Source organism: Cupriavidus metallidurans CH34, assembly GCF_000196015.1.
GTDB lineage: Bacteria > Pseudomonadota > Gammaproteobacteria > Burkholderiales > Burkholderiaceae > Cupriavidus > Cupriavidus metallidurans.
In genome coordinates this window covers 3,103,998-3,130,050 of record NC_007973.1, presented here as the reverse complement: position 1 = coordinate 3,130,050, position 26,053 = coordinate 3,103,998, and the positions used below count along the sequence as shown (strand labels likewise).

General features: G+C 63.6%; 24 protein-coding genes. 19 read left to right on the top strand and 5 right to left on the bottom strand.

The annotated features are described in order from the left end of the window. Window positions 1–19 precede the first annotated feature (19 nt). The 6 genes from purN (at window position 20) to nadC (ending at window position 7,091) form a co-directional block, all read left to right on the top strand. Window positions 20–682, top strand: coding sequence for a phosphoribosylglycinamide formyltransferase (purN, locus tag RMET_RS14430; RefSeq protein WP_011517430.1), 663 nt, complete (start codon window positions 20–22; stop codon window positions 680–682). Then, window positions 679–2,079, top strand: coding sequence for an RsmB/NOP family class I SAM-dependent RNA methyltransferase (locus RMET_RS14425; protein WP_011517429.1), 1,401 nt, complete (start codon window positions 679–681; stop codon window positions 2,077–2,079). Before purN ends, RMET_RS14425 begins: the two co-directional genes overlap by 4 nt. After that, on the top strand, window positions 2,079–3,449 hold the full coding sequence (locus RMET_RS14420) for a mechanosensitive ion channel family protein (protein WP_011517428.1): 1,371 nt from the start codon (window positions 2,079–2,081) through the stop codon (window positions 3,447–3,449). The genes RMET_RS14425 and RMET_RS14420 overlap by 1 nt, the downstream gene beginning before the upstream one ends. Window positions 3,450–3,744: 295 nt before the next feature. Continuing rightward, entirely contained in the window at window positions 3,745–4,935 is a 1,191-nt protein-coding gene (locus tag RMET_RS14415) for a DesA family fatty acid desaturase (protein ID WP_029310125.1), read from the top strand. Window positions 4,936–5,076: 141 nt separating this feature from the next. Further along, complete coding sequence (nadA, locus tag RMET_RS14410) at window positions 5,077–6,231, top strand: quinolinate synthase NadA (RefSeq protein WP_011517426.1); 1,155 nt, start codon at window positions 5,077–5,079, stop codon at window positions 6,229–6,231. Further along, on the top strand, window positions 6,228–7,091 hold the full coding sequence (gene nadC, locus RMET_RS14405; protein WP_011517425.1) for a carboxylating nicotinate-nucleotide diphosphorylase: 864 nt from the start codon (window positions 6,228–6,230) through the stop codon (window positions 7,089–7,091). The genes nadA and nadC overlap by 4 nt, the downstream gene beginning before the upstream one ends. 27 nt (window positions 7,092–7,118) lie before the next feature. Here nadC and nadB read toward each other — a convergent pair whose 3' ends face one another. The 3 genes from nadB to rpmB form a co-directional block, all read right to left on the bottom strand. Next, window positions 7,119–8,726 carry an L-aspartate oxidase gene (gene nadB / locus RMET_RS14400; protein ID WP_011517424.1) on the bottom strand — a complete coding sequence of 536 codons (1,608 nt, stop codon included), beginning with the start codon at window positions 8,724–8,726 and terminating at the stop codon, window positions 7,119–7,121. A gap of 181 nt (window positions 8,727–8,907) precedes the next feature. After that, window positions 8,908–9,078 carry a 50S ribosomal protein L33 gene (gene rpmG, locus RMET_RS14395; RefSeq protein ID WP_008644909.1) on the bottom strand — a complete coding sequence of 57 codons (171 nt, stop codon included), beginning with the start codon at window positions 9,076–9,078 and terminating at the stop codon, window positions 8,908–8,910. Window positions 9,079–9,091: 13 nt separating this feature from the next. Next, entirely contained in the window at window positions 9,092–9,325 is a 234-nt protein-coding gene (gene rpmB / locus RMET_RS14390; RefSeq protein WP_008644908.1) for a 50S ribosomal protein L28, read from the bottom strand. Window positions 9,326–9,707: 382 nt separating this feature from the next. Between rpmB and RMET_RS14385 the strand changes: the two genes are divergently transcribed. From RMET_RS14385 to RMET_RS14355, 7 genes are all read left to right on the top strand, one after another. After that, window positions 9,708–10,199, top strand: a complete 492-nt coding sequence (locus RMET_RS14385) for an FKBP-type peptidyl-prolyl cis-trans isomerase (RefSeq protein WP_008644907.1) — start codon at window positions 9,708–9,710, stop codon at window positions 10,197–10,199. Then, window positions 10,199–11,191, top strand: a complete 993-nt coding sequence (ispH, locus tag RMET_RS14380) for a 4-hydroxy-3-methylbut-2-enyl diphosphate reductase (RefSeq protein WP_011517422.1) — start codon at window positions 10,199–10,201, stop codon at window positions 11,189–11,191. The genes RMET_RS14385 and ispH overlap by 1 nt, the downstream gene beginning before the upstream one ends. A gap of 674 nt (window positions 11,192–11,865) precedes the next feature. After that, window positions 11,866–13,071 (top strand): branched-chain amino acid ABC transporter substrate-binding protein, encoded by a 1,206-nt coding sequence (locus RMET_RS14375; RefSeq protein WP_011517421.1) that lies wholly within the window; start codon window positions 11,866–11,868, stop codon window positions 13,069–13,071. Window positions 13,072–13,288: 217 nt separating this feature from the next. Next, window positions 13,289–14,224: a branched-chain amino acid ABC transporter permease gene (locus RMET_RS14370; RefSeq protein WP_008644904.1), complete on the top strand. Its 936-nt coding sequence runs from the start codon at window positions 13,289–13,291 to the stop codon at window positions 14,222–14,224. A gap of 13 nt (window positions 14,225–14,237) precedes the next feature. Then, window positions 14,238–15,392 carry an ABC transporter permease subunit gene (locus RMET_RS14365; RefSeq protein ID WP_008644903.1) on the top strand — a complete coding sequence of 385 codons (1,155 nt, stop codon included), beginning with the start codon at window positions 14,238–14,240 and terminating at the stop codon, window positions 15,390–15,392. A 13-nt stretch (window positions 15,393–15,405) separates the two neighbouring features. Continuing rightward, window positions 15,406–16,182 carry an ABC transporter ATP-binding protein gene (locus tag RMET_RS14360; protein ID WP_011517420.1) on the top strand — a complete coding sequence of 259 codons (777 nt, stop codon included), beginning with the start codon at window positions 15,406–15,408 and terminating at the stop codon, window positions 16,180–16,182. A 16-nt stretch (window positions 16,183–16,198) separates the two neighbouring features. Next, window positions 16,199–16,915 carry an ABC transporter ATP-binding protein gene (locus tag RMET_RS14355; RefSeq protein WP_011517419.1) on the top strand — a complete coding sequence of 239 codons (717 nt, stop codon included), beginning with the start codon at window positions 16,199–16,201 and terminating at the stop codon, window positions 16,913–16,915. Window positions 16,916–17,027: 112 nt separating this feature from the next. Here the strand turns inward: RMET_RS14355 and RMET_RS14350 are convergent, their stop codons facing one another. Further along, the gene (locus RMET_RS14350; RefSeq protein ID WP_008644896.1) at window positions 17,028–18,215 is read right to left on the bottom strand and encodes an acetylornithine transaminase; all 1,188 of its coding nucleotides are present in this window, start codon (window positions 18,213–18,215) and stop codon (window positions 17,028–17,030) included. A gap of 277 nt (window positions 18,216–18,492) precedes the next feature. Next, complete coding sequence (locus tag RMET_RS14345) at window positions 18,493–19,548, bottom strand: CDP-6-deoxy-delta-3,4-glucoseen reductase (protein WP_011517418.1); 1,056 nt, start codon at window positions 19,546–19,548, stop codon at window positions 18,493–18,495. Between the two features lie 10 nt (window positions 19,549–19,558). Here RMET_RS14345 and RMET_RS14340 point away from each other — a divergent pair, with 10 nt between their 5' ends. The 6 genes from RMET_RS14340 (at window position 19,559) to hutH (ending at window position 25,985) form a co-directional block, all read left to right on the top strand. Continuing rightward, window positions 19,559–20,584, top strand: a complete 1,026-nt coding sequence (locus RMET_RS14340; protein WP_029310124.1) for an NAD-dependent epimerase/dehydratase family protein — start codon at window positions 19,559–19,561, stop codon at window positions 20,582–20,584. A gap of 329 nt (window positions 20,585–20,913) precedes the next feature. Then, window positions 20,914–21,867 carry an ABC transporter substrate-binding protein gene (locus RMET_RS14335; RefSeq protein ID WP_011517416.1) on the top strand — a complete coding sequence of 318 codons (954 nt, stop codon included), beginning with the start codon at window positions 20,914–20,916 and terminating at the stop codon, window positions 21,865–21,867. 16 nt (window positions 21,868–21,883) lie between these two features. Then, window positions 21,884–22,759 (top strand): ABC transporter permease, encoded by an 876-nt coding sequence (locus RMET_RS14330; protein WP_011517415.1) that lies wholly within the window; start codon window positions 21,884–21,886, stop codon window positions 22,757–22,759. Beyond that, window positions 22,756–23,535, top strand: coding sequence for an ABC transporter ATP-binding protein (locus RMET_RS14325; RefSeq protein ID WP_008644773.1), 780 nt, complete (start codon window positions 22,756–22,758; stop codon window positions 23,533–23,535). The genes RMET_RS14330 and RMET_RS14325 overlap by 4 nt, the downstream gene beginning before the upstream one ends. 4 nt (window positions 23,536–23,539) lie before the next feature. Further along, entirely contained in the window at window positions 23,540–24,307 is a 768-nt protein-coding gene (hutC, locus tag RMET_RS14320; protein WP_011517414.1) for a histidine utilization repressor, read from the top strand. Between the two features lie 109 nt (window positions 24,308–24,416). Next, window positions 24,417–25,985: a histidine ammonia-lyase gene (gene hutH / locus RMET_RS14315; protein WP_011517413.1), complete on the top strand. Its 1,569-nt coding sequence runs from the start codon at window positions 24,417–24,419 to the stop codon at window positions 25,983–25,985. The last annotated feature ends 68 nt before the right edge of the window (window positions 25,986–26,053 follow it).

Here is a 26,053-nt window from a genome sequence, read left to right as displayed (position 1 = left end):
GCTTGGTAGAATCGCGGCGATGAAGAATATTGTGATATTGATTTCCGGGCGTGGCTCCAACATGGAAGCGATCGTCCGGGCCTGCGCCGCCGAGAAATGGCCGGCGCGCGTGGCAGCGGTACTGTCGAACCGCCCCGATGCTTCGGGCCTGCAGTTCGCCTCGCGCCACGGTATTGCCACCGGTGTGGTGGACCACAAGCAGTTTTCCGGACGTGAGAGTTTCGACGCCGCGATGCGGGACGCCATCGACGCCTACCAGCCCGACCTCATCGTGCTGGCAGGCTTCATGCGGATCCTGACGCCTGGCTTCGTTGAGCATTACGCCGGTCGAATGCTCAACATCCATCCGTCGCTGCTGCCGAGCTTCCCCGGGTTGCATACGCACAAGCAGGCGTTGGAGGCGGGCGTCAAGCTGCATGGCGCGACAGTGCATTTCGTGACGCCAGAACTCGATCATGGTCCGATCGTGTTGCAGGCGGCACTTGATGTTCTGCCTGGCGATACACCGGAGTCGCTGGCCGATCGTTTGCTCGATAGCGAACATGTCATTTACCCGCGCGCCGTGCGCTGGTTCGTCGAAGACCGTCTGCACGTGCAGGACGGTGTCGTTCAAGTAGTTCAACCGGCCGAGCCCCAATGGTTCATGGCCATCTCGCCCCAAGCGGCAGGAAAACAGCCATGAGTCGCAATCCCGCAACTTCCCAAGACAATCGCCAGCGCTCGCGTCCGAGCAAAGGCAAGGCCAGCCCGATCCGCAAGTCGCCCAACGCCCGGCAGCAGGGCGCTGACGGCGCGCCGCGCACGCCCGGCGGCCTGCAGGCTTTCCATCTGCAACATATCGACCGACTGCTCGGCAAGGTGCTGTTGTTCGCGCGTCCGTCCGACGCGGTGGTCAGCCATTACTTCCGCGAAAATAGCAAACTTGGTCATCGCGACCGAGGCATCATCGCTGAAGCAATTTTTGCAGTGTTGCGCCGACGCGTCGAATTTGGTCAATTTGCCGAAAGTGGCACGGGTTCGGCCACGCGCCGCCTCGGGCTGCTGGGCCTGGCCGCGACGCTCGGCCGCGATGTGCTTTCGCCGTTCCTTCATCCCGACGAAGCTGTCTGGCTCGACCGCCTGACCACGATCGAGCGCTCCAGCCTGGCGCCGCGCGTGCGCGCCAACCTGCCCGAGTGGCTGTATGACGATCTGGTGGCGCGTCATGGCGAGGCATTCACTGCTGCGCTTGGCGATGCCTGGCTGCGGCCCGCGCCGCTCGACCTGCGCGTGAACACCGCCAAGCTGTCGCGTGAAGAGGCACTGGCCGAACTCCAGACTGCCGGTATCGCCGCCGAACTGGCCCCGATGGCGCCGGCTGGCATCCGCCTCAAGGGCAAGCCCGCGTTGAACCAGCTCCCGCTGTTCATCAACGGTGGCGTGGAAGTGCAGGATGAAGGCAGTCAACTGCTGTGCCATCTGCTTGCGCCGCGTCGCGGCGAGATGGTGGTTGACTTCTGCGCGGGCGCTGGCGGCAAGACGCTGGCGCTGGGTGTGGCCATGCGCTCGACTGGGCGGCTCTATGCATTCGATGTGTCGGAGAAGCGCCTGGCCAATCTGAAGCCGCGTCTGGCTCGTAGTGGTCTGTCGAACGTGCACCCGGTGCTGATCGACTCCGAGCGCGATGCCAAGGTCAAGCGCCTGGCCGGCAAGATCGATCGTGTGCTGGTGGACGCGCCTTGCAGCGGCCTGGGTACCCTGCGCCGTAATCCCGATCTGAAGTGGCGTCAGACGCCGGAATCGGTTGTGGAACTCACTGCGAAGCAAGCGGCCATCCTCGATGCCGCGGCAAAGCTGGTGAAGGGCGGCGGCCGTGTCGTGTACGCCACGTGCAGCGTGCTGGAGGCCGAAAACGAGGCAATCATCCGTGATTTCCTGGCATCCCACGAGAATTTCCGACTTGTGCCGGTGAGCGAAGTGCTGGCCGAGCAGAAGATCGAGGTGCCGGAGTTGCCGGCGGAAGGCGGCATGTTGGCGCTCTATCCGCATATCCATCAGACCGATGGCTTCTTCGCCGCTGTTCTGGAGCGCACGCGCTGATGGCGGATAGCACGCTGATGAACCCCGATACGCTCGCGGAGCTGAAACGATCGCACGCGATGTTCGGCAAGATGGTGCAGGACCTGATCCACGATGCGGGCGGTCCGGGGTTTTTCTGGCAGATCGGGGTACTGGCCATTTGCCTGCTGATCGCGTGGCCGCTGTCGCGGCGCGTGGTCAAGCGGCTGGAGGTTCGCCACCAGTCGGCAAGCTTCTCGTTGCGCATGGCCGCGGTCAGCCTGGAGCGTGCGGTGTTCCCGCTCATCAGCTGGCTGCTGGTGTTGGTGGCGCTTTTCTCGCTGGAATCGCTGATCCCGATCAGCGTTCTGCGGCTCGCGCTGGTGCCGCTGTTCGGCATCACCTCGTTGTATGTGACGTTCTACATCCTCCGGCGAGTGATATCGGGACATGGCCAGCTTCACGGCATGCTTGTGCTGGTGGAGAAGGTACTGACGACCCTGACGTGGATCGCCATGGGTTTGTACGTGCTTGGCGTGCTGCCGGACGTGGTCGCGTGGATGCGGGACGTGCGGTTCTCGATTGGCGGCAAGCAGCACATCAACCTGGCCGATTCGCTGATGGCAATGGTCTGGATTCTCCTGACCGTGCTGGTGGCGATGTGGTTTGGTTCGTGGCTGGAAGAGCGCCTGATGCGTGCGACCACGCTCGATTCGAACCTGAAGGTCGTGCTGACGCGCATCACGAAGGCGCTGCTGTTACTGGTGTCGTTGCTGCTGAGCCTGTCGCTCGTGGGCATCGACCTGACCGTGCTCTCGGTGTTTGGCGGCGCACTGGGTGTCGGCCTCGGTCTTGGCCTGCAGAAGATCGCGAGCAACTACATATCTGGCTTCATCATCCTGCTCGATCGCTCGGTCAAGCTTGGCGACCAGATCACGGTCGACAAGTACACCGGCATCGTGTCGCAGATTCGCACGCGCTACACCGTTGTGCGCAATGGCGACGGCGAGACGCTTGTGCCGAATGAGCAACTTGTGGCCCAGTCAGTGCAAAACCATTCGTTCTCTGGAACGAATGTGCGCGTGGCTACCCGGGTGCAAGCGGACTATGCCGCCGATCCAGAAATGGTGATCGGATTGCTGCAGGATTGTGTGCGCAATTTGCCACGTGTGCTCGAAGCGCCGGCACCCGCCGCATTCCTTGTGATGTTTGCTGACAGCGGCATCGAGTACGAAACTGCCGTCTACATCGCGGATCCACAGAACGGCAAGCTTGGCGTGCAGTCGGCGATGAATCGGGCCATCTGGCGCGCGTTTCACGAAAATGGCATTTCGATCCCATATCCGCAGCGCGAGGTGCGGATGCTGAATCCGGCGACGCCACTTGTCGTGGCGGATGCCGCACAGGATTGAACGTTTCCCGCGCCAGCCGCTCAAAGTCGGGGAAAAAGCGGATGTCTGACCCGCGTCGATCCGGTAGAATATCGGGCTGAACGCGGGTTGCAGACCAACCCGTCAGCCCCACTTCCAGACAACCGCCAGATTGCAGCGGTTCGTGCCTCGGCCCGGCTCCTGCCACGTACGCAGGATTGCGCCAGCGCCAGAAAGCTATCGCAATCGTTGAATTTGCAGTCTTTTTTCTGCGCGTTTGGTGCGTTGCATGGTAGTGCCGCACTGCATCCCTCGTTTTTTAGACGGAGAACACAGTTTGTTCGACTCAATTCTTGATTGGGCCGCCAACGGCCTCGCCAACTGGTCCTGGTGGGAGATCGTGATCTACACGCTCGTGATGACGCACATCACGATCGCCGGCGTGACTATTTTCCTGCACCGCTGCATGGCGCACCGGTCGCTGGACCTGCATCCGATCGCCCAGCATTTCTTCCGTTTCTGGCTGTGGATGACCACGGGCATGGTGACCAAGGAGTGGACCGCGATTCACCGCAAGCACCACGCCAAGTGCGAAACCGAAGACGATCCGCACAGCCCGCAGACCCGCGGCATCCGCAAGGTGCTGCTGGAAGGCGCCGAGCTGTATCGCGCCGAGGCCAAGAATAAGGAAACCATCACCAAGTTCGGCCACGGCACGCCCGATGACTGGATCGAGCGCAATTTGTACTCGCGCTTCTCCTGGCAAGGCGTAGCGCTGATGCTGATCATCGACCTGGCCCTGTTCGGCCTGGTCGGCATGTCCGTGTGGGCAGTGCAGATGCTCTGGATCCCGATCCATGCCGCCGGCATCATCAACGGCCTGGGCCACTACTGGGGCTATCGCAACTACGACTGCGAGGACGCATCGACCAACGTGTCGCCGTGGGGCTTCATCATCGGCGGTGAAGAGCTGCACAACAACCACCACACGTACCCGACGTCGGCCAAGTTCTCGATCAAGTGGTATGAGATCGACGTGGGTTGGTGGTACATCCGCGCGATGCAGTCGGTGGGCCTGGCCAAGGTCAAGAAGATCCCGCCCAAGGCTCGCCTGGTGGAGGCTCGTCCGGTGGATCACAACACGCTGGAAGCGATCATCGCTAACCGCTACGACGTGATGGCCCGCTATGCCAAGACGCTGAAGTCCGCCTACAAGGATGAACTGCGCAAGCACAAGGAAGGCAATACGCCCGAGTACTCGAGCTTCAAGCCGGCCCGCAAGTGGTTCCACCGCGAGGAAACCAAGCTGGCTGCGCCGCAACGTCAGCAATTGGCGACCATCGTCGAGCAAAACAAGATGCTGAGCACGTTCGTGGAAATGCGCCGCGAACTGGCTGTGATCTGGGGTCGCTCGAACCTGACGCGCGAGCAACTGCTGGCTCAGCTGCAGGCCTGGTGCCATCGCGCCGAAGCCAGCGGCATCCAGGCGCTGCAGGAGTTTTCGCTGCGCCTGCGCCGGTACGCCTGATACAATCGCCGACGCGCCCGTCATGGCTACAAAGCCCCGCCCCAGGCGGGGCTTTTCTTTTGGCTAAACTTCTCCATGTGATGGCACAGACCGCGCGTTCACAGCGCGGCGGCCAACGGTGCGCCGAGGAGTACTGCAGAGATGACCCCACAAACGATCAAGAGCGTCGAGTTCGAGAAGCCGAACCTGACGGACCCTGACGCGGCCGCCGGTGGTAGCTGCGTCGCGCACGCCTGGGCCAAGGTGCCCCCGGCGCTGACACCCGATGAGCGCCAGGCGCTCAAGTCCCGCATTCGCAAGTTGCTGAAAGAGCGCAATGCGGTGCTGGTAGCGCATTACTACGTCGATGCCGACCTGCAGGATCTTGCCGAGGAAACCGGCGGCTGCGTGTCCGATTCGCTGGAAATGGCCCGCTTCGGGCGCGATCACGATGCCAAGACGCTCGTGGTGGCCGGTGTACGATTCATGGGCGAGACCGCCAAGATCCTGAGCCCCGAGAAGACCATCCTGATGCCGGATCTGGACGCCACCTGCTCGCTGGACCTGGGCTGCCCGGCCGACGATTTCTCGGCATTCTGCGATGCGCACCCGGATCGCACCGTGGTGGTCTATGCCAACACCAGCGCGGCGGTGAAGGCGCGCGCCGACTGGATGGTGACGTCGAGCATCGGCCTGAAGATCGTCGAGCATCTGCACGCGCGCGGCGAGAAGATCCTGTGGGCGCCGGACAAGCATCTGGGCAGCTACATCCAGCAGCAGACCGGCGCCGACATGCTGTTGTGGCAGGGCTCGTGCCTGGTGCACGACGAGTTCAAGGGTATCGAACTCGATCTGCTGCGCCGCGAGCATCCGAAGGCCAAGATCCTGGTCCACCCGGAGTCGCCGGCCAACGTGGTTGCGCAGGCTGACGTGGTTGGCTCGACCAGCCAGCTGATCGCCGCGGCCCAGCAGTTGGACGCCAACGAGTTCATCGTTGCCACCGATAACGGCATCCTGCACAAGATGCGTATGGCCGCGCCGGGCAAGATGTTCATCGAGGCCCCGACCGCCGGCAACAGCGCCACCTGCAAGAGCTGCGCGCATTGCCCGTGGATGGCCATGAATGCGCTGACCAATCTGGCCGAAGTCCTCGAGACCGGCCGCAACGAAATTCACGTCGACGCCGACATCGGACGACGCGCCGTAACGTGTATCAACCGGATGCTCGATTTCGCCGCGCAGCAGAAAGCCAATGTTCGCCCCGCAGCCGATCTCGCCAAGGAATCGGCACTGTTCAGCGGAGTTGGCCCGGCATGAGCGTGAATTCCGTATTCGATAGCTACGGCCCCGCGCTGCGTGTGGCGCTGGCCGCCAACGTCAAGGCGGCGATTGCCGAGGATGTGGGGGCTGGTGACCTGACCGGTCTGCTGGTGCCGGCCGACAAGCCCGTGCACGCCCGCGTGATTGTTCGCGAAGCTGCCGTGCTGTGCGGTCGCCCGTGGTTCGACGCCTGCATGCAAGCCATCGACGAGAGGCTGCAGGTGACGTGGCAGAAGGAAGAGGGCGCGCGCCTGGCGCCGGACGACGTGGTCTGCGAAATCACCGGGCCGGCACGCGCGTTGCTGACCGCCGAGCGGCCATCGCTGAATTTCCTGCAACTGCTCTCCGGCGTGGCGTCGGCCACTCGCCGTTACGCCGATCTGATCGCCGATACGCGCGCACGCGTGCTCGATACGCGCAAGACGCTGCCGGGTCTGCGGCTTGCGCAGAAGTATGCGGTGAGGATCGGAGGCGGAGAGAACCAGCGCCTGGCGCTATACGACGGCATCCTGATCAAGGAGAACCACATCGCGGCGGCCGGCGGTATCGCGGCGGCGATGGAAGCGGCGCTGGCGCTTGGCACCGATGCTTCGATCCAGATCGAGGTTGAATCGATCGCCGAGCTGGAAGAGGCGCTGGCGGCAGGCGCGACGTCCGTGCTGATCGACAACTTCTCGCTGGAAATGATGCGAGAGGCCGTGGCGATCAACCGTGAGCGTGCACTTCTCGAGGTGTCGGGCGGAGTGAACTACGAAACGATTCGCCGTTTCGCCGAAACCGGCGTCGACCGGATCTCGGTCGGCGCCCTCACCAAGGATGTGCGCGCGACCGATTACTCGCTGCGCATCGTCGGCTGAACCTGGTCCTGGGCTGTCGCCGGAGGCTCAGACCTTCCGGCGGCTTGCCGCGCGGCCCGTCAGCGGTTGCAGCACGGTAGGCAGCGCCTTCGGCAGCGTTTCCGGATAGTCACGGCTGTAGTGCAGGCCACGGCTTTCGTGGCGCGAGTAGGCGCTGTCGACGATCAGCGACGCCACTTCCACCAGGTTGCGCAATTCCAACAGATCGCGAGTAACGCGGAAATTCGCGTAGTACTCGGCAATCTCCTCGCGCAGCATGCCGATCCGGTGCTGCGCGCGCTCCAGCCGCTTGTCGGTGCGCACGATGCCGACGTAGTTCCACATCAGGCGGCGCAGCTCATCCCAGTTGTGCGAGACGACGACTTCCTCGTCGGCATCCGATACGCGGCTCTCGTCCCAGGCCGGCAGCGTGATGTCCGGCGCGTCGGCCTTGCCTTGCGAGGCAATGTCCGCAGCCGCGGCACGGCCGATCACCATGCATTCGAGCAGCGAGTTCGAGGCCAGGCGGTTGGCGCCGTGCAGGCCCGTGCAGCCCGTCTCGCCAACTGCGTAGAGATTGCCGAGATCGGTGCGGCCCGCCGTATCGGTGACCACGCCACCACAGGTGTAGTGCGCGGCCGGCACCACGGGAATCGGCTCGCGTGCGATATCGATGCCGAGTTCCAGGCAGCGGGCGTAGATCGTCGGGAAGTGTTCCTTGAGGAACGACACGGGCTGGTGCGTGATGTCGAGATACACGCAATCCAGGCCGCGCTTCTTCATTTCGAAGTCGATGGCGCGGGCTACCACGTCACGCGGCGCCAGTTCGGCGCGGGCATCATGCTCGGGCATGAAGCGCGTGCCATCCGGCAGCCTCAGCAGGCCGCCTTCGCCGCGCACGGCTTCCGAGATCAGGAACGACTTCGCGTAGGGGTGATAGAGGCAGGTCGGGTGGAACTGGATGAATTCCATGTTCGACACCCGGCAGCCCGCGCGCCAGGCCATGGCGATGCCGTCGCCCGTAGCCGTATCGGGGTTGGTCGTATAGAGGTAGACCTTGCCCGCGCCGCCGGCGGCCAGTACCGTATGCGTGGCTGTGAGCGTGCGCACTTCGCCCGTTTCCGCATCGAGCACGTACAGGCCATAGCAACGGTTGCCGGGCAAGCCGAGCTTGGCGGACGTGATCAGGTCGACTGCGAACTGGTCTTCGAGGATCGTGATGTTCGGATGCTGGCGGGCCTGCTCGGCCAGCGTGGTCACCACCGCATGGCCCGTGGCGTCGGCAACGTGGATGATGCGGCGACGGCTATGCCCGCCTTCGCGGGTGAGGTGGAAGCCGAGTTCGGCCTGTTCGTCGCGCGTGAACGGCACCCCGCGGTCGATCAGCCATTGGATCGCTTCGCGGCCATGCTCCACGATGAAGCGCGTCGCATCCTCGTCGCAAAGTCCTGCACCTGCAACCAGCGTGTCCTGCGTGTGTTCGTCGTGACTATCGCCCGAGTCGAGCACCGCGGCGATTCCGCCCTGGGCCCAATCGCTAGCCCCCGTTGTCATGGCGCGTTTGCTGAGGATGACAACCCGGTGGGTATCGGCAAGCTGCAAAGCGACGGTAAGGCCGGCCAGCCCGCTGCCGACGATCGCGACGTCGTAGTTCATGGTGCAGGGATCGCGCGAGGGCGAAAGAGCGTTGGGGGAAAGCTCGCAAGTCTACACCCACCTGCACCAGACTGTTACACCTTCCCCTTGGCTGGCAAGGTTTGGCGGCGATTGCCGGACGGCCGCCCAGAAACAAAAAGCCCCGCTAGTGCGGGGCTTTTGGCTGAAGACCGTAGATCAATTACTTGATCTTGGTTTCCTTGTAAGGCACATGCTTACGGGCGACGGGATCGAACTTCGAGATCTCCATCTTTTCCGGCATGGTGCGCTTGTTCTTGGTGGTCGTGTAGAAATGACCGGTACCTGCGGTCGATTCCAGCTTGATCTTGTCGCGTCCGCCTTTGCTGGCCATGGTGTACTCCTAATTAGACTTCGCCGCGTGCGCGCAGGTCTGCGAGCACGGCGTCGATGCCTTTCTTGTCGATCAGGCGCAGACCGGCGTTCGAGACGCGCAGGCTCACCCAGCGGTTTTCCGATTCAACGAAGAAGCGGCGGTTCTGCAGGTTGGGCAGAAAACGGCGCTTGGTCTTGTTGTTTGCGTGGGAAACGTTGTTGCCGACCATCGGCGCTTTCCCGGTCACTTGACAGACGCGTGCCATGAAGCACTCCTAAATCTTATTCGTGGACAATGTTCGCAACAGATCAACAAAAGGCGCGCGGGCCCGGACTGCAGCGGATTGGTACTTCAGCGAAACGAACATTATAGACCGGAAACGAGCGACGAATCAATGCCTTCCGACAGATTCGGAAGCGGGCCGTTGCATCGTGCTGCTTGCGTCACGTCATGGGCTGACGGATGGGCCGGTCATGTTCTGCCGTCGACCGGAGATCGACGGGGCCCACAATGTAACGGCCCCGGCGAGTGCTGTCCAGTCTCTTCCGGGATGTGTTTCCTCAAGGTTTTCCGAGTTGCCAGCGCGAGCAGCCCAACGGCCGATGGTCTAGTCGCATACAATGGCGGCTGTTGACCGGTTGACTCCCATGACTTTGCAATCTACTGCGGCCCAGGCCGAACGTGACGCCGCGCCTGCGCGCAAGACCGTCCAGGCAGACTCCTTCCTGACGCTTCATTACAGCATTGCCCTCGAGAACGGCACCGAAGTGGTGAGCACGTTCGAGGAAAAGCCCGCCACGCTGCTGCTTGGCCAGGGTCAACTCGTTCCGACGCTGGAACAGGCGCTGCTGGGGATGGCCGAAGGCGAGCGCACCCTCTATCGCCTGGCCCCCGAACAGGCGTTCGGCCCGCGTAATCCCGAACTGCTGCAATGGGTCTCGCTGGCCACGCTGCGCGAGAACAGCTCGTTCGAGGAAGACTACGCGCCGGGCGACCTTGTCGAATTCAACGCGCCTGGCGGCGGCAAGTACGCCGGCGTGCTCAAGGAGTACGGCGAGACCGCCGCGCTTTTCGATTTCAACCACCCGCTGGCCGGACAGGCAATTCTGTTCGACGTCCAGCTGATCGGAATTCTCTGATGTCTGCCGTTGTAACGGAACGCAGCATGACCGAAACCACTGTCCCTGCCGATGCCGAGATCCTGATGGCGCAGCCGCGCGGCTTCTGCGCGGGCGTCGATCGTGCGATCGAAATCGTCGAACGCGCGCTGTCGCGGTTCGGCGCTCCTATCTATGTGCGCCACGAGATCGTCCACAACGCCTACGTGGTGGCCGACCTGCGCAAGAAAGGCGCGATCTTCGTCGACGAGCTCGACGAAGTGCCGCAGGGCTCGACGGTTATCTTCAGCGCCCATGGCGTATCGAAGGAAGTGCGCGCCGACGCCACAGCGCGAGGTCTGACCGTTTTCGATGCCACCTGCCCGCTGGTGACCAAGGTGCACGTGGAAGTCGGCAAGATGCGCGGCGAGGGTTGCGAGATCATCATGATCGGCCACCGGGGCCACCCCGAAGTGGAAGGCACGATGGGCCAATCCGAACACGGGATGCTGCTGGTGGAATCGGTGGACGACGTGAATCGTCTGGTCGTTGCCGATCCGCAACAACTGGCCTACGTCACGCAGACCACGCTGTCGGTGGACGAAACCGCCGAGATCGTGGCCGCGCTCAAGGTCCGCTTCCCGCAGATCCGCGAGCCGAAGAAGCAGGACATCTGCTACGCGACGCAGAACCGCCAGGACGCCGTGAAGTTCATGGTGCCGCAGGTGGAAGTGGTGATCGTGGTGGGCAGCCCGAACAGCTCGAACTCGAACCGCCTGCGCGAACTGGCCGACCGTCTGGGCGTGCCGGCGTACATGGTGGACGATCCGGAACAGCTCAAGCCGGAATGGGTGACTGGCAAGCGCCGCATTGGCCTGACAGCCGGCGCCTCGGCGCCCGAGGCGCTCGCCCAGGCAATCGTCGAGCGTCTGCGGACCTTCGGCGTCAAGAGCGTGCGTGCGCTCGAGGGCGTGGAAGAGAACATGTCGTTCCCGCTGCCGCGCGGCCTGGCCAGCGTGTCGGTCCAGTCCTGATCCTGAAGCCCTGAGTTCCCGAGGCCGGGCGCCCTGCCTGCCTCGTCCCTGCCGGACACCTCACGCGTACGCGTGACCGTGTCCGCGCCGAAATCCCTCCCCAGCAATCCGCACCGCCTTTCTCCCGCCCATGATTGGTGCTTGGGTGTCATTCCGCACGTTCGTTGCCGCCGCGCATTTGTTCCTCGTCCAATACTTCTGTAATAGCCGTTTCTTTATTAATACGTTTCTCGCGTGTCTATACACGCAGACAATACAGGGTAATCCCCGATGCTGGGGTTTTCCCTATTTTGGGGCGGCGACATATTCTGCACATTAGAGAGGCAATCTTGCATTTGAAATGAAATGCCTAATTAATAGTTGGTGATTATAGGTGGCTCCGGCAATGCTTATACGGTGGTGCCGCTTGGTTGGGCAGGGGCTGGGCACGATTCTTGTAAGGGTATGTGACGGGTCTGCCAACTGAGCGGAGATTGCCCCATTTTGTGCATTGGGGAAATTCCCTAGCTCATTTGGCGGGTAAAAGGTTCAGGTTGTTGCGTCGCGTATTGCATCTACAAAGAAAGGGGATACAATTCGCGCGTTTCAAATTGAAACTAAACAAAGGCGGTTCGGGGAATACGTCCGGGAGGCGTGTTTTATTCCCTGTTTTTGTGAATCCTAGGAGATCACTCATGCAATTCACGTTTGCCAAGATTCTGCCGATCGCGGCCGCTGTGGCGCTGGTCGCTGCATGTGGCAAGAAAGAAGAAAAGCCGGTTGAATCGGCCGCACCGGCACCCGCTGCCACGGCGGCAGCCGACACGAGTGGCGGCGAGACCATCGTCAAGATCGGTCACGCGGCGCCCCTGACCGGCGGCATTGCCCACCTTGGCAAGGACAACGAGAACGGCGCCCGCCTGGCCGTGGAAGAGGTCAACAAGGATGGCCTGACCATCAACGGCAAGAAGATCAAGCTGGAACTGGTTGGCGAAGACGACGCGGCCGATCCGAAGACCGGTACCGCCGTGGCCCAGAAGCTGGTGGACGCCAAGGTCGTGGCCGTGGTGGGCCACCTGAACTCGGGCGTGTCGATCCCGGCTTCGAAGATCTACAGCGATGCCGGCATCGTCCAGATCTCGCCGTCGTCGACCAACCCCGACTACACCAAGCAGGGCTTCAAGACCACCTATCGCGTGGTGGCGACGGATGCCCAGCAAGGTCCGGCACTGGCCAACTACGCTGCCAAGACCCTGCACGCCAAGACCGTGGCCATCGTTGACGATGCCACCGCCTACGGCAAGGGCCTGGCCGATGAGTTCGAGAAGACCTCGAAGGCCGATGGTGTGAACGTGGTGGCACGTGAAGCCACCAACGACAAGGCCACCGACTTCAAGGCCATTCTGACCAAGATCAAGGGCAAGAAGCCCGACGTGATCATGTACGGTGGCATGGACGCCACCGGCGGTCCGTTCGCCAAGCAGGCCAAGGAACTGGGCATCACGGCGAAGATCGTTGGCGGCGATGGTGTTTGTACCGACAAGGTGGCCGAACTGGCTGGCGATGCGGTGGACAACCTCATCTGCTCGGAAGCCGGTCTGGCACTGTCCAAGATGGAGAAGGGCGCCGACTTCGAGAAGCGCTACCAGGCACGTTTCAACTCGCCGGTGCAGATCTACGCGCCGTTCACCTATGACGCCGTCATGGTGATCGTCGACGCGATGAAGCGCGCCAATTCGACCGACGCGGCGGCCATCCTGGCCGAGATGCCGAAGACGAACTACAAGGGCGTGATCGGCAACATCGCCTTCGACGAGAAGGGCGATATGAAGGAGGGCACCATCACCCTGTACGACTACAAGGACAAGAAGAAGTCCGTCCTCGACGTCGTGAAGATGTAATCAGGGCTTACCAGCCCGGACGAACGGCACCGTGAGCACTTTTACGGTGCCGTTCTTTTTAGTCTCGCCAACGTGTTGACAGCATCCTTACCAAGGGTGGAACAGGGCGGGAGGCACACCAGCAGAGCAACACCCACACCTGACCTATCCAACATTACCGTCCCATCCGAGGCATCCACACCATGCCGGCCGGATCGGGGCTGAAGCAGGAGTTTTCATGGATATCTTTATCCAGCAGATCGTGAACGGTCTTGTGCTCGGCAGCATCTACGCGCTGATCGCACTGGGCTACACCATGGTCTACGGCATTCTGGGCATCATCAACTTCGCGCACGGCGATGTGCTGATGATTGGCGCGCTGACCGCTTTGTCGGCAATCATGGGGCTGCAAAAGTTCGCCCCCGGCCTGCCCGAATGGCTGACGCTGGTGATCGCCACGCTGATCGCCATGCCCGTCTGTGCAGTTCTGGCCTATACCATCGAACGCGTGGCCTACCGGCCGTTGCGCAACGCGCCACGATTGGCCCCGCTTATTACCGCGATCGGCGTCTCGATCATTCTCCAGACCATGGGGATGCTGATCTGGTCGCGTAACCCGCTGACGTTCCCGCAACTGCTGCCGTCGAGCCCGATCGACATCGGCTCCACCGGCGCCACGATCACCGGCAAGGAAATCGTCATCATCGGCCTGGCCGTGATGGTGATGGCGGGCCTGCTGGCCCTGGTGAACCGTACCAAGCTCGGCCGCGCCATGCGCGCCACCGCCGAGAACCAGAAGGTGGCGGGCCTGATGGGCGTCAACCCCAACTTCGTGATTTCCGCCACGTTCATGATCGGTGCGGCGCTTGCGGCGCTGGCCGGCGTCATGATGGCCACCAACTACGGCAATGCCCATTTCTACATGGGCTTCATCCCGGGCCTGAAGGCGTTCACCGCCGCGGTGCTCGGCGGCATCGGCAACCTGGCTGGCGCAATGGTCGGGGGCATGCTGCTGGGCCTGATCGAAGCGCTTGGCGCGGGCTACATCGGCGACCTGACCAACGGTGTGTTCGGCTCGAACTACCAGGACGTTTTCGCCTTCATCGTGCTGATCATCGTGCTCGTGTTCCGTCCGTCCGGCATCATGGGCGAACGTGTGGCTGACCGCGCCTGAGGGGAGAGAATCCATGAATACTCCGATTCCATCCACGGCCGTGGCGGCGCCGTCGCGCGTGCCGGCCAAGACGCTGGCCGCGCTGGTCGGCTTCCTGGTGGTCGCGCTCTGCGCGCCGTTCTTCGTCCAGACCTTTGGCGGCAATTACTGGGTGCGCGTGCTCGACTTCGCGCTGCTCTACATCATGCTGGCGCTGGGCCTGAACATCGTGGTCGGCTTTGCCGGTCTGCTTGATCTGGGCTACATCGCGTTCTACGCGGTAGGCGCCTACATGATGGCGTTGCTCGGCTCGCCTCACCTGTCCAATCAGTTCGAGTGGATCCACCAGTTGTTCCCTAACGGACTGCACCTGTCGATGTGGTTCGTCCTGCCAATCGCGGTGGTGGTGGCGGCCACGTTCGGCGTGCTGCTGGGTGCGCCAACGCTGAAGCTACGCGGGGATTACCTGGCCATCGTGACACTGGGCTTCGGCGAGATCGTCCGCATCTTCATGAACAACCTGGACCGTCCGGTGAACATCACCAACGGCCCCAAGGGCATCACGGCAGTGGACCCGGTCCACATCTTCGGTTTCGACTTCTCGAAGTCGCACGAGATCTTCGGGCTCAAGTTCACACCGGTGTTCATGTACTACTACCTGCTGGTGGCGCTGGTCATTGTCATCGTGTTTATCTGCCTGCGATTGCAGAACTCGCGTATCGGCCGTGCCTTCGTGGCCATCCGCGAAGACGAAATCGCCGCCAAGGCGATGGGTATCAACACGCGCAACATCAAGCTGCTGGCCTTTGCCATGGGTGCCTCGTTTGGCGGTGCATCGGGTGCGACTTTCGGCGCATTCCAGGGCTTCGTCTCGCCGGAATCGTTCACGTTGTGGGAATCGATCTACGTCCTGGCGATTGTGGTGCTGGGCGGCATGGGCCACATCCCGGGCGTGATCCTGGGCGGCATCCTTCTGGTGGGCTTCCAGGAGCTGTTGCGTGCCGTGGCGGAACCGATCCAGACCGGCATCTTCGGCCAGGTCATTGTCGATGCCGAAGTGCTGCGCCAGTTGTTGTTCGGTCTGGCCCTGGTGGGCGTGATGCTGTATCGCCCGGCCGGCCTGTGGCCATCGCCACGCAAGGAAGACCGCCCAGTTGTGCGTCGTGCCGGCAGTGTCGGTCGTTTCTGAACAGGGGGACAACATGAGCAATTCCGATTTCCTCCTGTCCGTACAGGGGGTCAACAAACGTTTTGGCGGCCTGCAGGCACTGTCCGATGTGGGCCTGCAAATCAATCCGGGTGAGATCTATGGGCTTATCGGCCCGAACGGCGCCGGCAAGACCACGTTCTTCAATGTGATCACGGGCCTGTATACGCCGGACTCCGGCGAGTTCGTGCTGGGCGGCAAGCCGTATCAGCCGACTGCCGTGCACGAAGTGGCCAAGGCTGGCATCGCGCGCACGTTCCAGAACATCCGCCTGTTCGGCGACATGACCGCGCTGGAAAACGTGATGGTGGGCCGGCACGTGCGCACCAAGGCAGGCCTGTTCGGCGCCATCTTCCGTCCGCCTGCAGTGCGTCAGGAAGAAGAGGCCGTTGAAGACATGGCCCACGATCTGCTCGAGTACGTTGGCATCGGCAAGTACGCCAACTTCACGTCGCGCAACCTGTCGTACGGCCACCAGCGTCGTCTGGAGATCGCCCGCGCGCTGGCCACCGAGCCAAAGCTTCTGGCGCTGGATGAACCCGCCGCCGGCATGAACGCCACCGAGAAGGTGGAGTTGCGTGGCTTGCTGGAGAAGATCAAGAACGATGGCAAGACCATCCTGTTGATCGAACACGACGTCAAGCTTGTGATGGGCTTGTGCAACCGCCTCACCGTGCTGGACTACGGCAAGGTCATCGCGCAGGGCCTGCCGCACGAAGTGCAGAACAATCCTGCCGTGATCGAGGCTTACCTCGGCGCAGCGGCGCACTAAGGCGGGAGAGACGCAAATGACACAGACGATCCTGAAGATCTCGGGCCTGAAGGTGGCCTACGGCGGCATCCAGGCCGTCAAGGGCGTGGACCTGGATATTAAAGACGGCGAACTCGTGACGCTGATCGGCGCCAACGGCGCCGGCAAGACCACCACCATGAAGGCCATCACCGGCCTGCAGGGCTGGGCCGGCGGCGACGTGGAGTACATGGGCAAGTCGATCAAGGGCGTGCCCAGCTATGCGCTGCTCAAGCAAGGGCTGGCGATGGTGCCGGAAGGCCGCGGCGTGTTCGCGCGCATGACGATCACCGAGAACCTGCAGATGGGTGCGTACACGCGCAACGACGAGGCCGGCATCAAGGCCGACATCGACCGTATGTTCGAAACGTTCCCGCGCCTGAAGGAGCGTGCCAACCAGCTTGCCGGCACGATGTCTGGCGGCGAGCAGCAGATGCTGGCCATGGCCCGCGCGCTGATGAGCCAGCCGAAGCTGTTGTTGCTGGATGAGCCGTCGATGGGTCTCTCGCCGATCATGGTCGAGAAGATCTTTGAGGTGGTACGCACGGTGTCGTCGCAGGGCGTGACCGTTCTGCTGGTCGAGCAGAACGCGCGCCTGGCGCTGCAGGCGGCCCATCGCGGCTACGTAATGGAGTCTGGACTGATCACGATGAGCGGCGACGCAAAGCAGATGCTCGACGATCCGAAGGTGCGGGCCGCGTATCTGGGGGAGTAAAAGGCCAGTGGTGCTCCTGTCTCCTGCTTGCGGGAGAGGGGAGCAGACACCCGGTGCTTCAAACAAAAAATGCCTCGCGAAAGCGAGGCATTTTTCATTGCATGGCGTGAAGTCAGGCCAGCTTCTTCAGCAACTCGCGCAGCATGCCGATCATCTGGTCGATCTCTTCGCGGGTCACGTTCAGCGCGGGCATGAAGCGCAGCAGGTTCGGGCGCGGCGCGTTCAGCAGCAGGCCCACCGGCGACATTTCGCGTGCTTCTTCCACCAGTTGCGGGCCGATGTCCTTGCCCAGCACCAGCGCGCGCAGCAGGCCTTCACCACGTTCGCCACCCAGGCCGAATTCCTTCGTCAGCACCAGCAGTTGCTCGCGCAGGTACTCGCCCTTGGCCTTCACGTCGTCCAGGAAGCCCGGCGCGGTCAGTTGTTCCATGACCGAGCTGCCCACGGCCGTCATCAGCGGATTGCCGTTGTACGTGCCGCCCTGGTCGCCGGCTTCGAAGCTGGCGACATCGGCCTTGCACAGCAGCGCGGACAGCGGCACGCCGCCACCAATGCCCTTGCCGAGCGTCATGATGTCCGGCTCCACACCCGACAGCTCATACGCGAACAGCGTGCCGCAGCGGCCGCAGCCGGTCTGCACTTCATCGACGATGAACAGCAGCTTGTGCTTGTCGGCCAGCGCGCGCAGGCCCTGCATGAATTCGCGCGTGGCGGGAATCACGCCGCCTTCGCCCTGCACCGGCTCGAGCATGATGCCAACGGTCTTGTCGGTGATCAGCTTTTCCACCGAAGCCAGGTCGTTCAGCTCGGCCTTCGGGAAGCCCGGCACCTGCGGCGCGAAGATCGTGTCCCAGCCGGCCTTGCCCGACGCGCTCATGGTCGCCAACGTGCGGCCATGGAAGCTGTGGTCCATCGTGATGATCTCGTACGCGCCGTTCTTGTGCTTGCGGCCCCACTTGCGTGCGAGCTTGATCGCGCCTTCGTTGGCTTCCGCGCCGCTGTTGGCGAAGAAGACCTTGTCGAAGCAGCTGTTATCGGTGAGCTGCTGCGCCAGCTTCAGCATCGGCTCGTTGTAGAACGCCGGGCTCGGGTTGAGCAGCTTGCGCGCCTGTTTTTCCAGCGCCTGGATCATGCCTTCGTTCGAATGGCCCAGTGCGTTGACCGCCCAACCCTGCACGAAATCGAGATAGCGCTTGCCGTTATGGTCCGTCAGCCAAGAGCCCTTGCCTTCGGTGAAAACCAGTTCGGGCCGGTTGGTGATGTACATCAGGGATTGGACGGGAAACTCAGCAAATGCCATGGCGGACTCCTGGGGTCGGCATGAAACTAAAAGTCGAAAAAAGCAAAAAGCCACGGGGATTGCCCGTGGCTTGTTGACCTGAACAGACGCTGTTGACGGTCAGCCGCGCGGCACCCCGAATGGGAGCAACGTACGAGCGCGGCGTCGGATGAAGTTGGCGGTGTTCATGGCGGCCAATATAAGACGCATGGGCCCGGGTGTCAAAGCGAAATTTGGCAGGCCCGGGTGCCATTGTTGTGTCAGCGGAACGGCGAGTGGCGTTCTGGGGGCAATGCCCTCAGGCCGCGCCACCCTTGTGCAGGTCTGCTTCTGACGTGAACGAGTCGGCGAAGAACGCGTCCTCGTGCAGCTTGCATTGCGCCGAGAAGTCGCCGCGCGCGGCGTTCACCATCACGGGCGCGCCGCAGGCGTAGACCTCGTGGCCGGACAGGTCCGGATGGTCGGCCATCACCGCCTGGTGAACGAAGCCGGTGCGGCCGGTCCAGTTGTCGTCAGCCTGCGCGTCGGATACCACCGGCACGTACTTGAAGTTCGGGAGGTCGCGCGCCCACTGTTCGCACAGCGCGTGCATGTACAGGTCGCGCGGACGGCGTCCGCCCCAGTACAGCGTCATCGGACGGGTGATGCCCGTGTACGCGGCATGTTCGACAATCGCCTTGATCGGGGCGAAGCCGGTGCCGGAGGCCAGCAGGATGATCGGCTTGTCCGATTCCTCGCGCAGGAAGAAGCTGCCGAGCGGGCCTTCGAAGCGCAGGATGTCGCGCTCCTTCATGGCCGGCGCGCCTTCCTTGGCGCCGAATACGTAGTCGGTGAACGCGCCGCCAGGCATGTGGCGGATATGCAGTTCGATCGGGCCTTCCTCGTGCGGCGGCGTGGCGATCGAGTAGCTGCGGCGCTTGCCGTCACGCAGCAGGAATTCCACGTACTGGCCGGCCAGGTACTGCATGCGCTCGGTGGCGGGCAGTTGCAGCTTGATGGCGATGACGTCGTCGGCCAGGCGCTCCACCGAGGCCACGCGGCAGGGGATCTTTTTGATCGGAATATCGCCGGCGCCATGCACCTCGCGGCATTCGATCGTAATGTCGGAAGTGGCGTTGGCGCAGCAGAACAGCGCGCGGCCTTCCGTTTTTTCCTGGGCGGTCAGGGCCGCGGCGGCGTGGTCGCCCTGGTGGATCGTGCCTTCGAGCACGCGGCCCTTGCAGGAGCCACACGCACCGTTCTTGCACCCGTAGGGCAATCCAATGCTGTGGCGCAGGGCCGCGCCAAGGATGGTTTCATCGGTGGCCACTTCGAACTTGTGGCCGCTGGGCATTACGGTGACTTGATACGCCATAATCGGATCTATGAGCCAAATTCTGTCGCCGCGAACGGCATTGTCTTCCCCACGGGGCGCACGGCGCCTGGGTCGTCCGCGCCTGCTGATCGTCGGTTGCGGCGATGTCGGCACGCGCATCCTGCGCCTGCTGTCCGCGCGTATGCGCGTGTTCGCCGTCACTTCACAACCAGAACGCCGGGCCGAGCTTCGCGCAGCCGGCGCGGTGCCGCTGGTGGCGGACCTGGACCGGCCCGCCACGCTGGCGCGTCTGTCGCGGCTGGCGGAGCGGGTGATCGATCTGGCACCGCCGCCCGGGCAGGGCGAGGGCGATCCGCGCACGCAGGGTTTGCTAGGCGCGTTGCGCCGCACGGCGTGGCGTCGAGCACGCTTCACCCGGCTCCCCACCGGCGCTGGCGAGGCCGCCATTCTACCCGAGCAAGGCTGGCACCGGGCGTTTCAGACAGCCCGCCGGCACCAGTCGCGCGGGGTGTTCGTCTATGCCAGCACGACAGGTGTCTACGGTGATCGCGGCGGCGCTCGCGTGCGGGAATTCGATGCGGTGCGCCCCCAGACCGCGCGTGCGCGCCGTCGGGTCGCCGCGGAGGCGGCGGTGCGGCGTTTCGGCCGCGACGCCGGCTGGCGTGCCGGTATCGTCCGGATTCCGGGCATTTATGCCGAGGATCGCCTGCCAATCGCGCGCCTGAACAAGCGCACGCCGGCGCTGGCGTCGCAGGATGACGTCTACACGAGCCACATCCATGCCGACGACCTGGCGCGCACGATGATCGCGGCGATGTGGCGTGGCCGCCCGCAGCGCGTGGTCCACGCCAGTGATGACACGGAATTGCGCATGGCCGACTACTTCGACCTCGTGGCGGACCGCAAGGACCTGCCACGTCCGCCGCGCATCACGCGGCAGCAGGCGCGCGAGATGATCGAGCCGACGTTGCTGAGCTTCATGAGCGAGTCGCGCCGGATCGACAATCGCCGGCTCAAGCGCGAACTGCGGCTGCGGCTGCGATACCCCACCGTCGCGTCGTTCTTCGACCGCTGACCCTATCTGCTCCCGCCATCTCGCGGTGGCACGCCGATTGCGTATGCCTTTGTCATCGCTTGTTGTATATACAGCAATGGTGCGGCGTGCCATCCCAGTGGATCCGGATGTGATCGGCAACGGTGCGCCGCAGCATCCCGGCGCACCGCTATCGCGCATATTTATTGGTATTCCGGCAATCAGATGCGTGCCTGATCTCAGGTAAACCCCGGGTTTGACTTGTATATACAGCGTTGCTAAATTGCCCGTCACGGCGGCAGCGCAGTCAGCGCCGCCCGATCCGGGAGACGGGTCCTGCCCCCACATCTGACGACCATTGGAGCCGACGCATGTCGCTGCAACGCCACGCAGTCACCGCCATTCTTGCCCTCGCGGCTTCCGCCGCCGCCACCGCCCATGCGGATAACACGCCGGTTGTGCTCGGCATGAGTGGATGGACCGGCTTCGCGCCGCTGACACTGGCCGACAAGGCCGGCATCTTCAAGAAGCATGGCGTTGACGTGGACATCAAGATGATTCCGCAGAAGGACCGCCACCTTGCGCTGGCGTCGGGTGCGATCCAGTGCGCGGCGACCACGGTGGAAACGCATGTGGCGTGGAATGCCAATGGGGTGCCGATCACGCAGATCGTGCAGCTCGACAAGTCCTATGGCGCGGACGGCCTGGCCGTGCGCAGCGACGTCAAGAGCTTTGCGGACCTGAAGGGCAAGACCATCGGCGTCGACGCGCCCGGCACCGCGCCGTATTTCGGCCTGGCCTGGATGCTCAAGAAAAACGGCATGACGCTGAAGGACGTCAAGGTGACCACGCTGTCGCCACAGGCTGCCGCCCAGGCATTCGTGGCCGGCCAGAACGACGGCGCGATGACGTACGAGCCGTATCTGTCGACGGTGCGCGCGAACCCGGACAAGGGCAAGATCCTGGCCACCACGCTCGACTACCCGATGGTGACCGATACGCTCGGCTGCGCGCCGAAGTGGCTCAAGGACAATCCCAAGGCCGCGCAGGCGCTGGTGGATAGCTATTTCGAAGCGCTCGAGATGATCCGCAAGGAGCCGGACAAGGCCAACGAGATCATGGGCGCGGCGGTCAAGCAGACCGGCGAGCAGTTCGCGAAATCCGCGGCGTACCTGCGTTGGCAGGACAAGGACGCCAACCGCAAGTTCTTCAGTGGTGAGCTGGCCAGCTTCAGCAAGGAAGCCGCCGGCGTGCTGATGGACATCGGCGTGATTCGCCAGGTGCCGGATGTGACGGCGATCTATGACGCACGCTTCCTCAAGTAAGACGGAGTCCCCGGCCATGTCGCAAGCCTCCACGCCAACCACCGCGGCCGCTGCCCGCGTGCCCGCGCCGATCGAGGCGCAGGGCGCGCCCGCGCGGCGCGCGCGCCATCCGTGGATGTCGCCGCTGGTGCCGGTATCGCCCCGCGCGCGCTGGCTGCTTGGCATGTCGTTCTTCGTCGCGTTCTTCGCGGTGTGGGCCGTCGCCACGCTGGGCGGCTTCGTGTCGCGCACGTTCCTGGCCGATCCGCTGACGATGGCGCATGAAGGCTGGAGGCTCTTCACGCAGTACGGCTTCATCGGCGATATCGGCATGACCGTGTGGCGCGTGGTGGGCGGGTTCGTGCTGGCCGCGTTGCTGGCCGTGCCGCTCGGCATCTTCATGGGCGCGTACAAGGCAGCGGAAGCGTTCTTCGAACCGTTCGTCTCGTTCTGCCGCTACCTGCCGGCGTCGGCGTTTATTCCGCTGCTGATCCTGTGGGCAGGTATCGGCGAGACGCAGAAGCTGCTGGTGATCTTCATCGGCTCGTTTTTTCAGATCGTGCTGATGGTGGCGGTGACGGTGGGCGGCGCGCGCAAGGATCTGGTGGAAGCGGCCTACACGCTGGGCGCCACGCCGCGTGGCATCGTGCGGCGCGTGCTGATTCCGGGCGCCGCGCCCGATATCGCCGAGACGCTGCGTCTGGTGCTCGGCTGGGCCTGGACCTATGTGATCGTGGCTGAGCTGATCGGCTCGTCGTCAGGCATCGGCCACATGATCACGGACAGCCAGGCACTGCTGAATACCGGACAGATCATCTTCGGCATCATCGTCATCGGCTGCATCGGGCTGGTGTCGGACCTCGTCTTCAAGCAGGCCAACCAGCGCCTGTTCCCGTGGAGTTCGATCAAATGAGCGCGCTGTCGATCCAGCAGGTCTCCCGCACGTTCGAGAATCCGCGCGGCGGCTCCACGCAGGCGCTGTTGCCCGTGGATTTCGAAGTACGCGACAACGATTTCGTGACGATCCTCGGCCCATCGGGCTGCGGCAAATCCACGTTGCTGCGCATCGTGGCGGGGCTTGATACGCCCAGCGGGGGCCGCGTGCTGCTCGATGGCCAGCCGGTGGCCGGCCCGGGCGCGGACCGTGGCATGGTGTTCCAGTCGTACACGCTGTTTCCGTGGCTGACCATCGAGCAGAACGTGCGCTTCGGGCTGCGCGAGCGCGGCATGAGCGAGGCCGCGCAGAAGGAGCGCAGCGACTTCTTCATGGCGCGCGTGGGGCTGCGCGGCTTCGAGCATCACTATCCGAAGCAGCTCTCCGGCGGGATGCAGCAACGCACGGCAATTGCGCGGGCGCTGGCCAACGATCCGAAGATCCTGCTGCTCGACGAGCCGTTCGGCGCGCTCGACAACCAGACCCGTGTGCTGATGCAGGAACTGCTGCTGGGCATCTGGGAGTCCGCACGCAAGACGGTACTATTCGTCACGCACGATATCGACGAGGCCATCTTCATGGCCAACCGGGTGGCGGTGTTCTCCGCGCGGCCGGGTCGGATCAAGAGCGAAATCGCGGTGGACTTCCCCCATCCGCGCCACTACACGATCAAGACCTCTCCCGAGTTCTCCGCGCTGAAGGCACGGCTGACCGAGGAGATTCGCGCCGAAGCCATGGCCTCGGCCGAGCATTGAGACCATGAACCAGTCCGCCAGCCAGGCACCCACCCCGACCAACGCCACCGCGCCTGCCGCGCTATATCGGCAGGTCAAGGAATACATCGCGCGCCAGATCCAGAGCGGCGTGTGGAAACCCGGTGACCGCGTGCCGTCCGAGCAGGAGCTCGTGAACCGCTTCTCGGTATCGCGGATGACGGTCAATCGCGCGCTGCGCGAATTGTCGGAGCAGGGCAGGGTGGTGCGCGTGGCTGGTGTGGGGACGTTCGTGGCCGAGCAGAAGCCGCAGTCGACGCTGCTTTCCGTGGTCAACCTGCAGGACGAGATCCGTATGCGTGGGCATGACTACGCGTGCGACGTGATCCTGGTGGAGCGCGTCTCCGCGCCGATCGAGGTCGCCGCCGCACTGGAGTTGCACACGGGCGAGTCGGTGTACCACTCGGTTTGTGTGCATCGCGAGGACGGCGTGCCAGTTCAGCTCGAAGACCGCTACGTGAACCCGCGCGTGGCGCCAGATTTCATCAACCAGGATTTCAGCGGCACCAAGCCCGGCGAATACCTGTTGCGCAATGTGCCGTACGACCAGGTGGAGCATGTGGTCGATGCGATCTCCGCCACGCCCGAGCAGGCGGCGCAGCTTGAGATGCCCCCGACGCAGCCGTGCCTGCTGCTGACGCGCCGCACATGGACCAACGGCGTGCCGGTGACGTTCGTGCGTTGCCTGCACCCGGGCAACCGCTACCGGCTTGGCAGCCGCTTCCGTGCCGACGGCAATCCTGCCTTCGGCTGATATTTGCGCCTGAGGCCAGCAACAGCTGGTCATCGGGCTTATTTTTCGACTAACCTGTATAGACAGGCCCATACAAGGTCTTTATCCAAGACCGACAAGCAAGCAGAGAATGACGATGACCCAAGATTCCCGACCGCTCCTGACGCTGAACCCCGGCCACGTGTCGCTGGATGACCTGCGCCGCATCCATCGTGGCGAAGTGCGACTGGCGATGGCGGAGTCGGCGTGGGCCGGCGTGCGTGCCGCGCAGGCCACCGTGCAGGACATCATCGACGCCGACGCGGTGGTCTATGGCATCAATACCGGCTTCGGCAAGCTTGCCCAGTCGCGCATCGCGCACGACAAGCTCGCCGAACTGCAACGCAATCTGGTGCTCTCGCACAGCGTGGGTACGGGCTCCGACCTGTCCGTCGATACCGTGCGGCTGATCCTGGCCATCAAGGCTGTCAGCCTCGCGCGTGGGCATTCGGGCGTGCGCCCCGAACTGATCGAAGCGCTGCTGGCGCTGGCCAACCACGGCGTGACGCCGTGCATCCCCGCCAAGGGCTCGGTCGGCGCATCGGGCGATCTGGCGCCGCTGGCCCATATGTCCTGCACGCTGATCGGCGTGGGCGATGTGTATGTCGACGGCCAGCGCGTGCCGGCTGCGCAGGGTCTGGTCCATGCGGGGCTCGCCGCCTTCACGCTGGGCCCGAAGGAAGGTCTGGCGCTGCTCAACGGCACGCAGGTTTCCACCGCTCTGGCCCTGGCCGGCCTGTTCGCCGCGGAGGACGCCTTCGCGGCCGGACTGGTGGCGGGCGCGCTGTCGCTCGAAGCGATCAAGGGATCGGTCAAGCCGTTCGATGCTCGCATTCACGCGGCACGCGGCCAGGCGGGCCAGATCGCCGTGGCCGGCGCGGCACGCGCGATGCTTGATGGCAGCGAGATCGTCGACTCGCACAAGATGTGCGGCCGGGTGCAGGACCCGTACTCGATCCGCTGCCAGCCGCAGGTGATGGGCGCGTGCCTGGACAACCTGACCCATGCCGCCCGCATCCTGCGCATCGAAGCCAACGCGGCATCCGACAATCCGCTGGTGTTCTCCGAACAGGGTGATGTGGTCTCCGGCGGCAACTTCCACGCGGAGTCGGTGGCCTTTGCCGCCGACATCATCGCACTGGCGATCGCCGAGATCGGCGCAATCTCGGAACGCCGCCTTGCGCTGCTGCTCGACACCGGCCTGTCGGGCCTGCCGCCGTTCCTGGTGCGCGATGGCGGCCTGAACTCCGGATTCATGATCGCGCAGGTCACGGCCGCGGCGTTGGCGTCCGAGAACAAGTCGCTGGCCCATCCGTCCAGCGTGGACAGCCTGCCCACTTCGGCCAACCAGGAGGACCATGTGTCGATGGCCACCTACGGCGCGCGCCGCCTGGGCGAGATGGCGGCCAACACCGCTGTGATCGTCGGCATCGAGGCGATGGCCGCCGCGCAGGGTATCGAATTTCATCGACCGCTCAAGTCGTCGCCGCTGGTGGAGCAGGAACTGGCGCGTATCCGCGCGCGCGTGGCGTTCGTCGAAGCCGATCGCTATCTCGCGCCGGACATCGAGGCCATGAAGCAGTGGGTGGTTCAAGGCGATGCGGGCGCGGGCTGGCCTGACGCCGTGCGGGAGATCTTGCCGACGAACGTCGGCGCATGAGCTTCGTGAACCGCTAGTCCATTCTCCATTCTCCATTCGAGCAGCCTTCATCCATCCCGGGACCGACC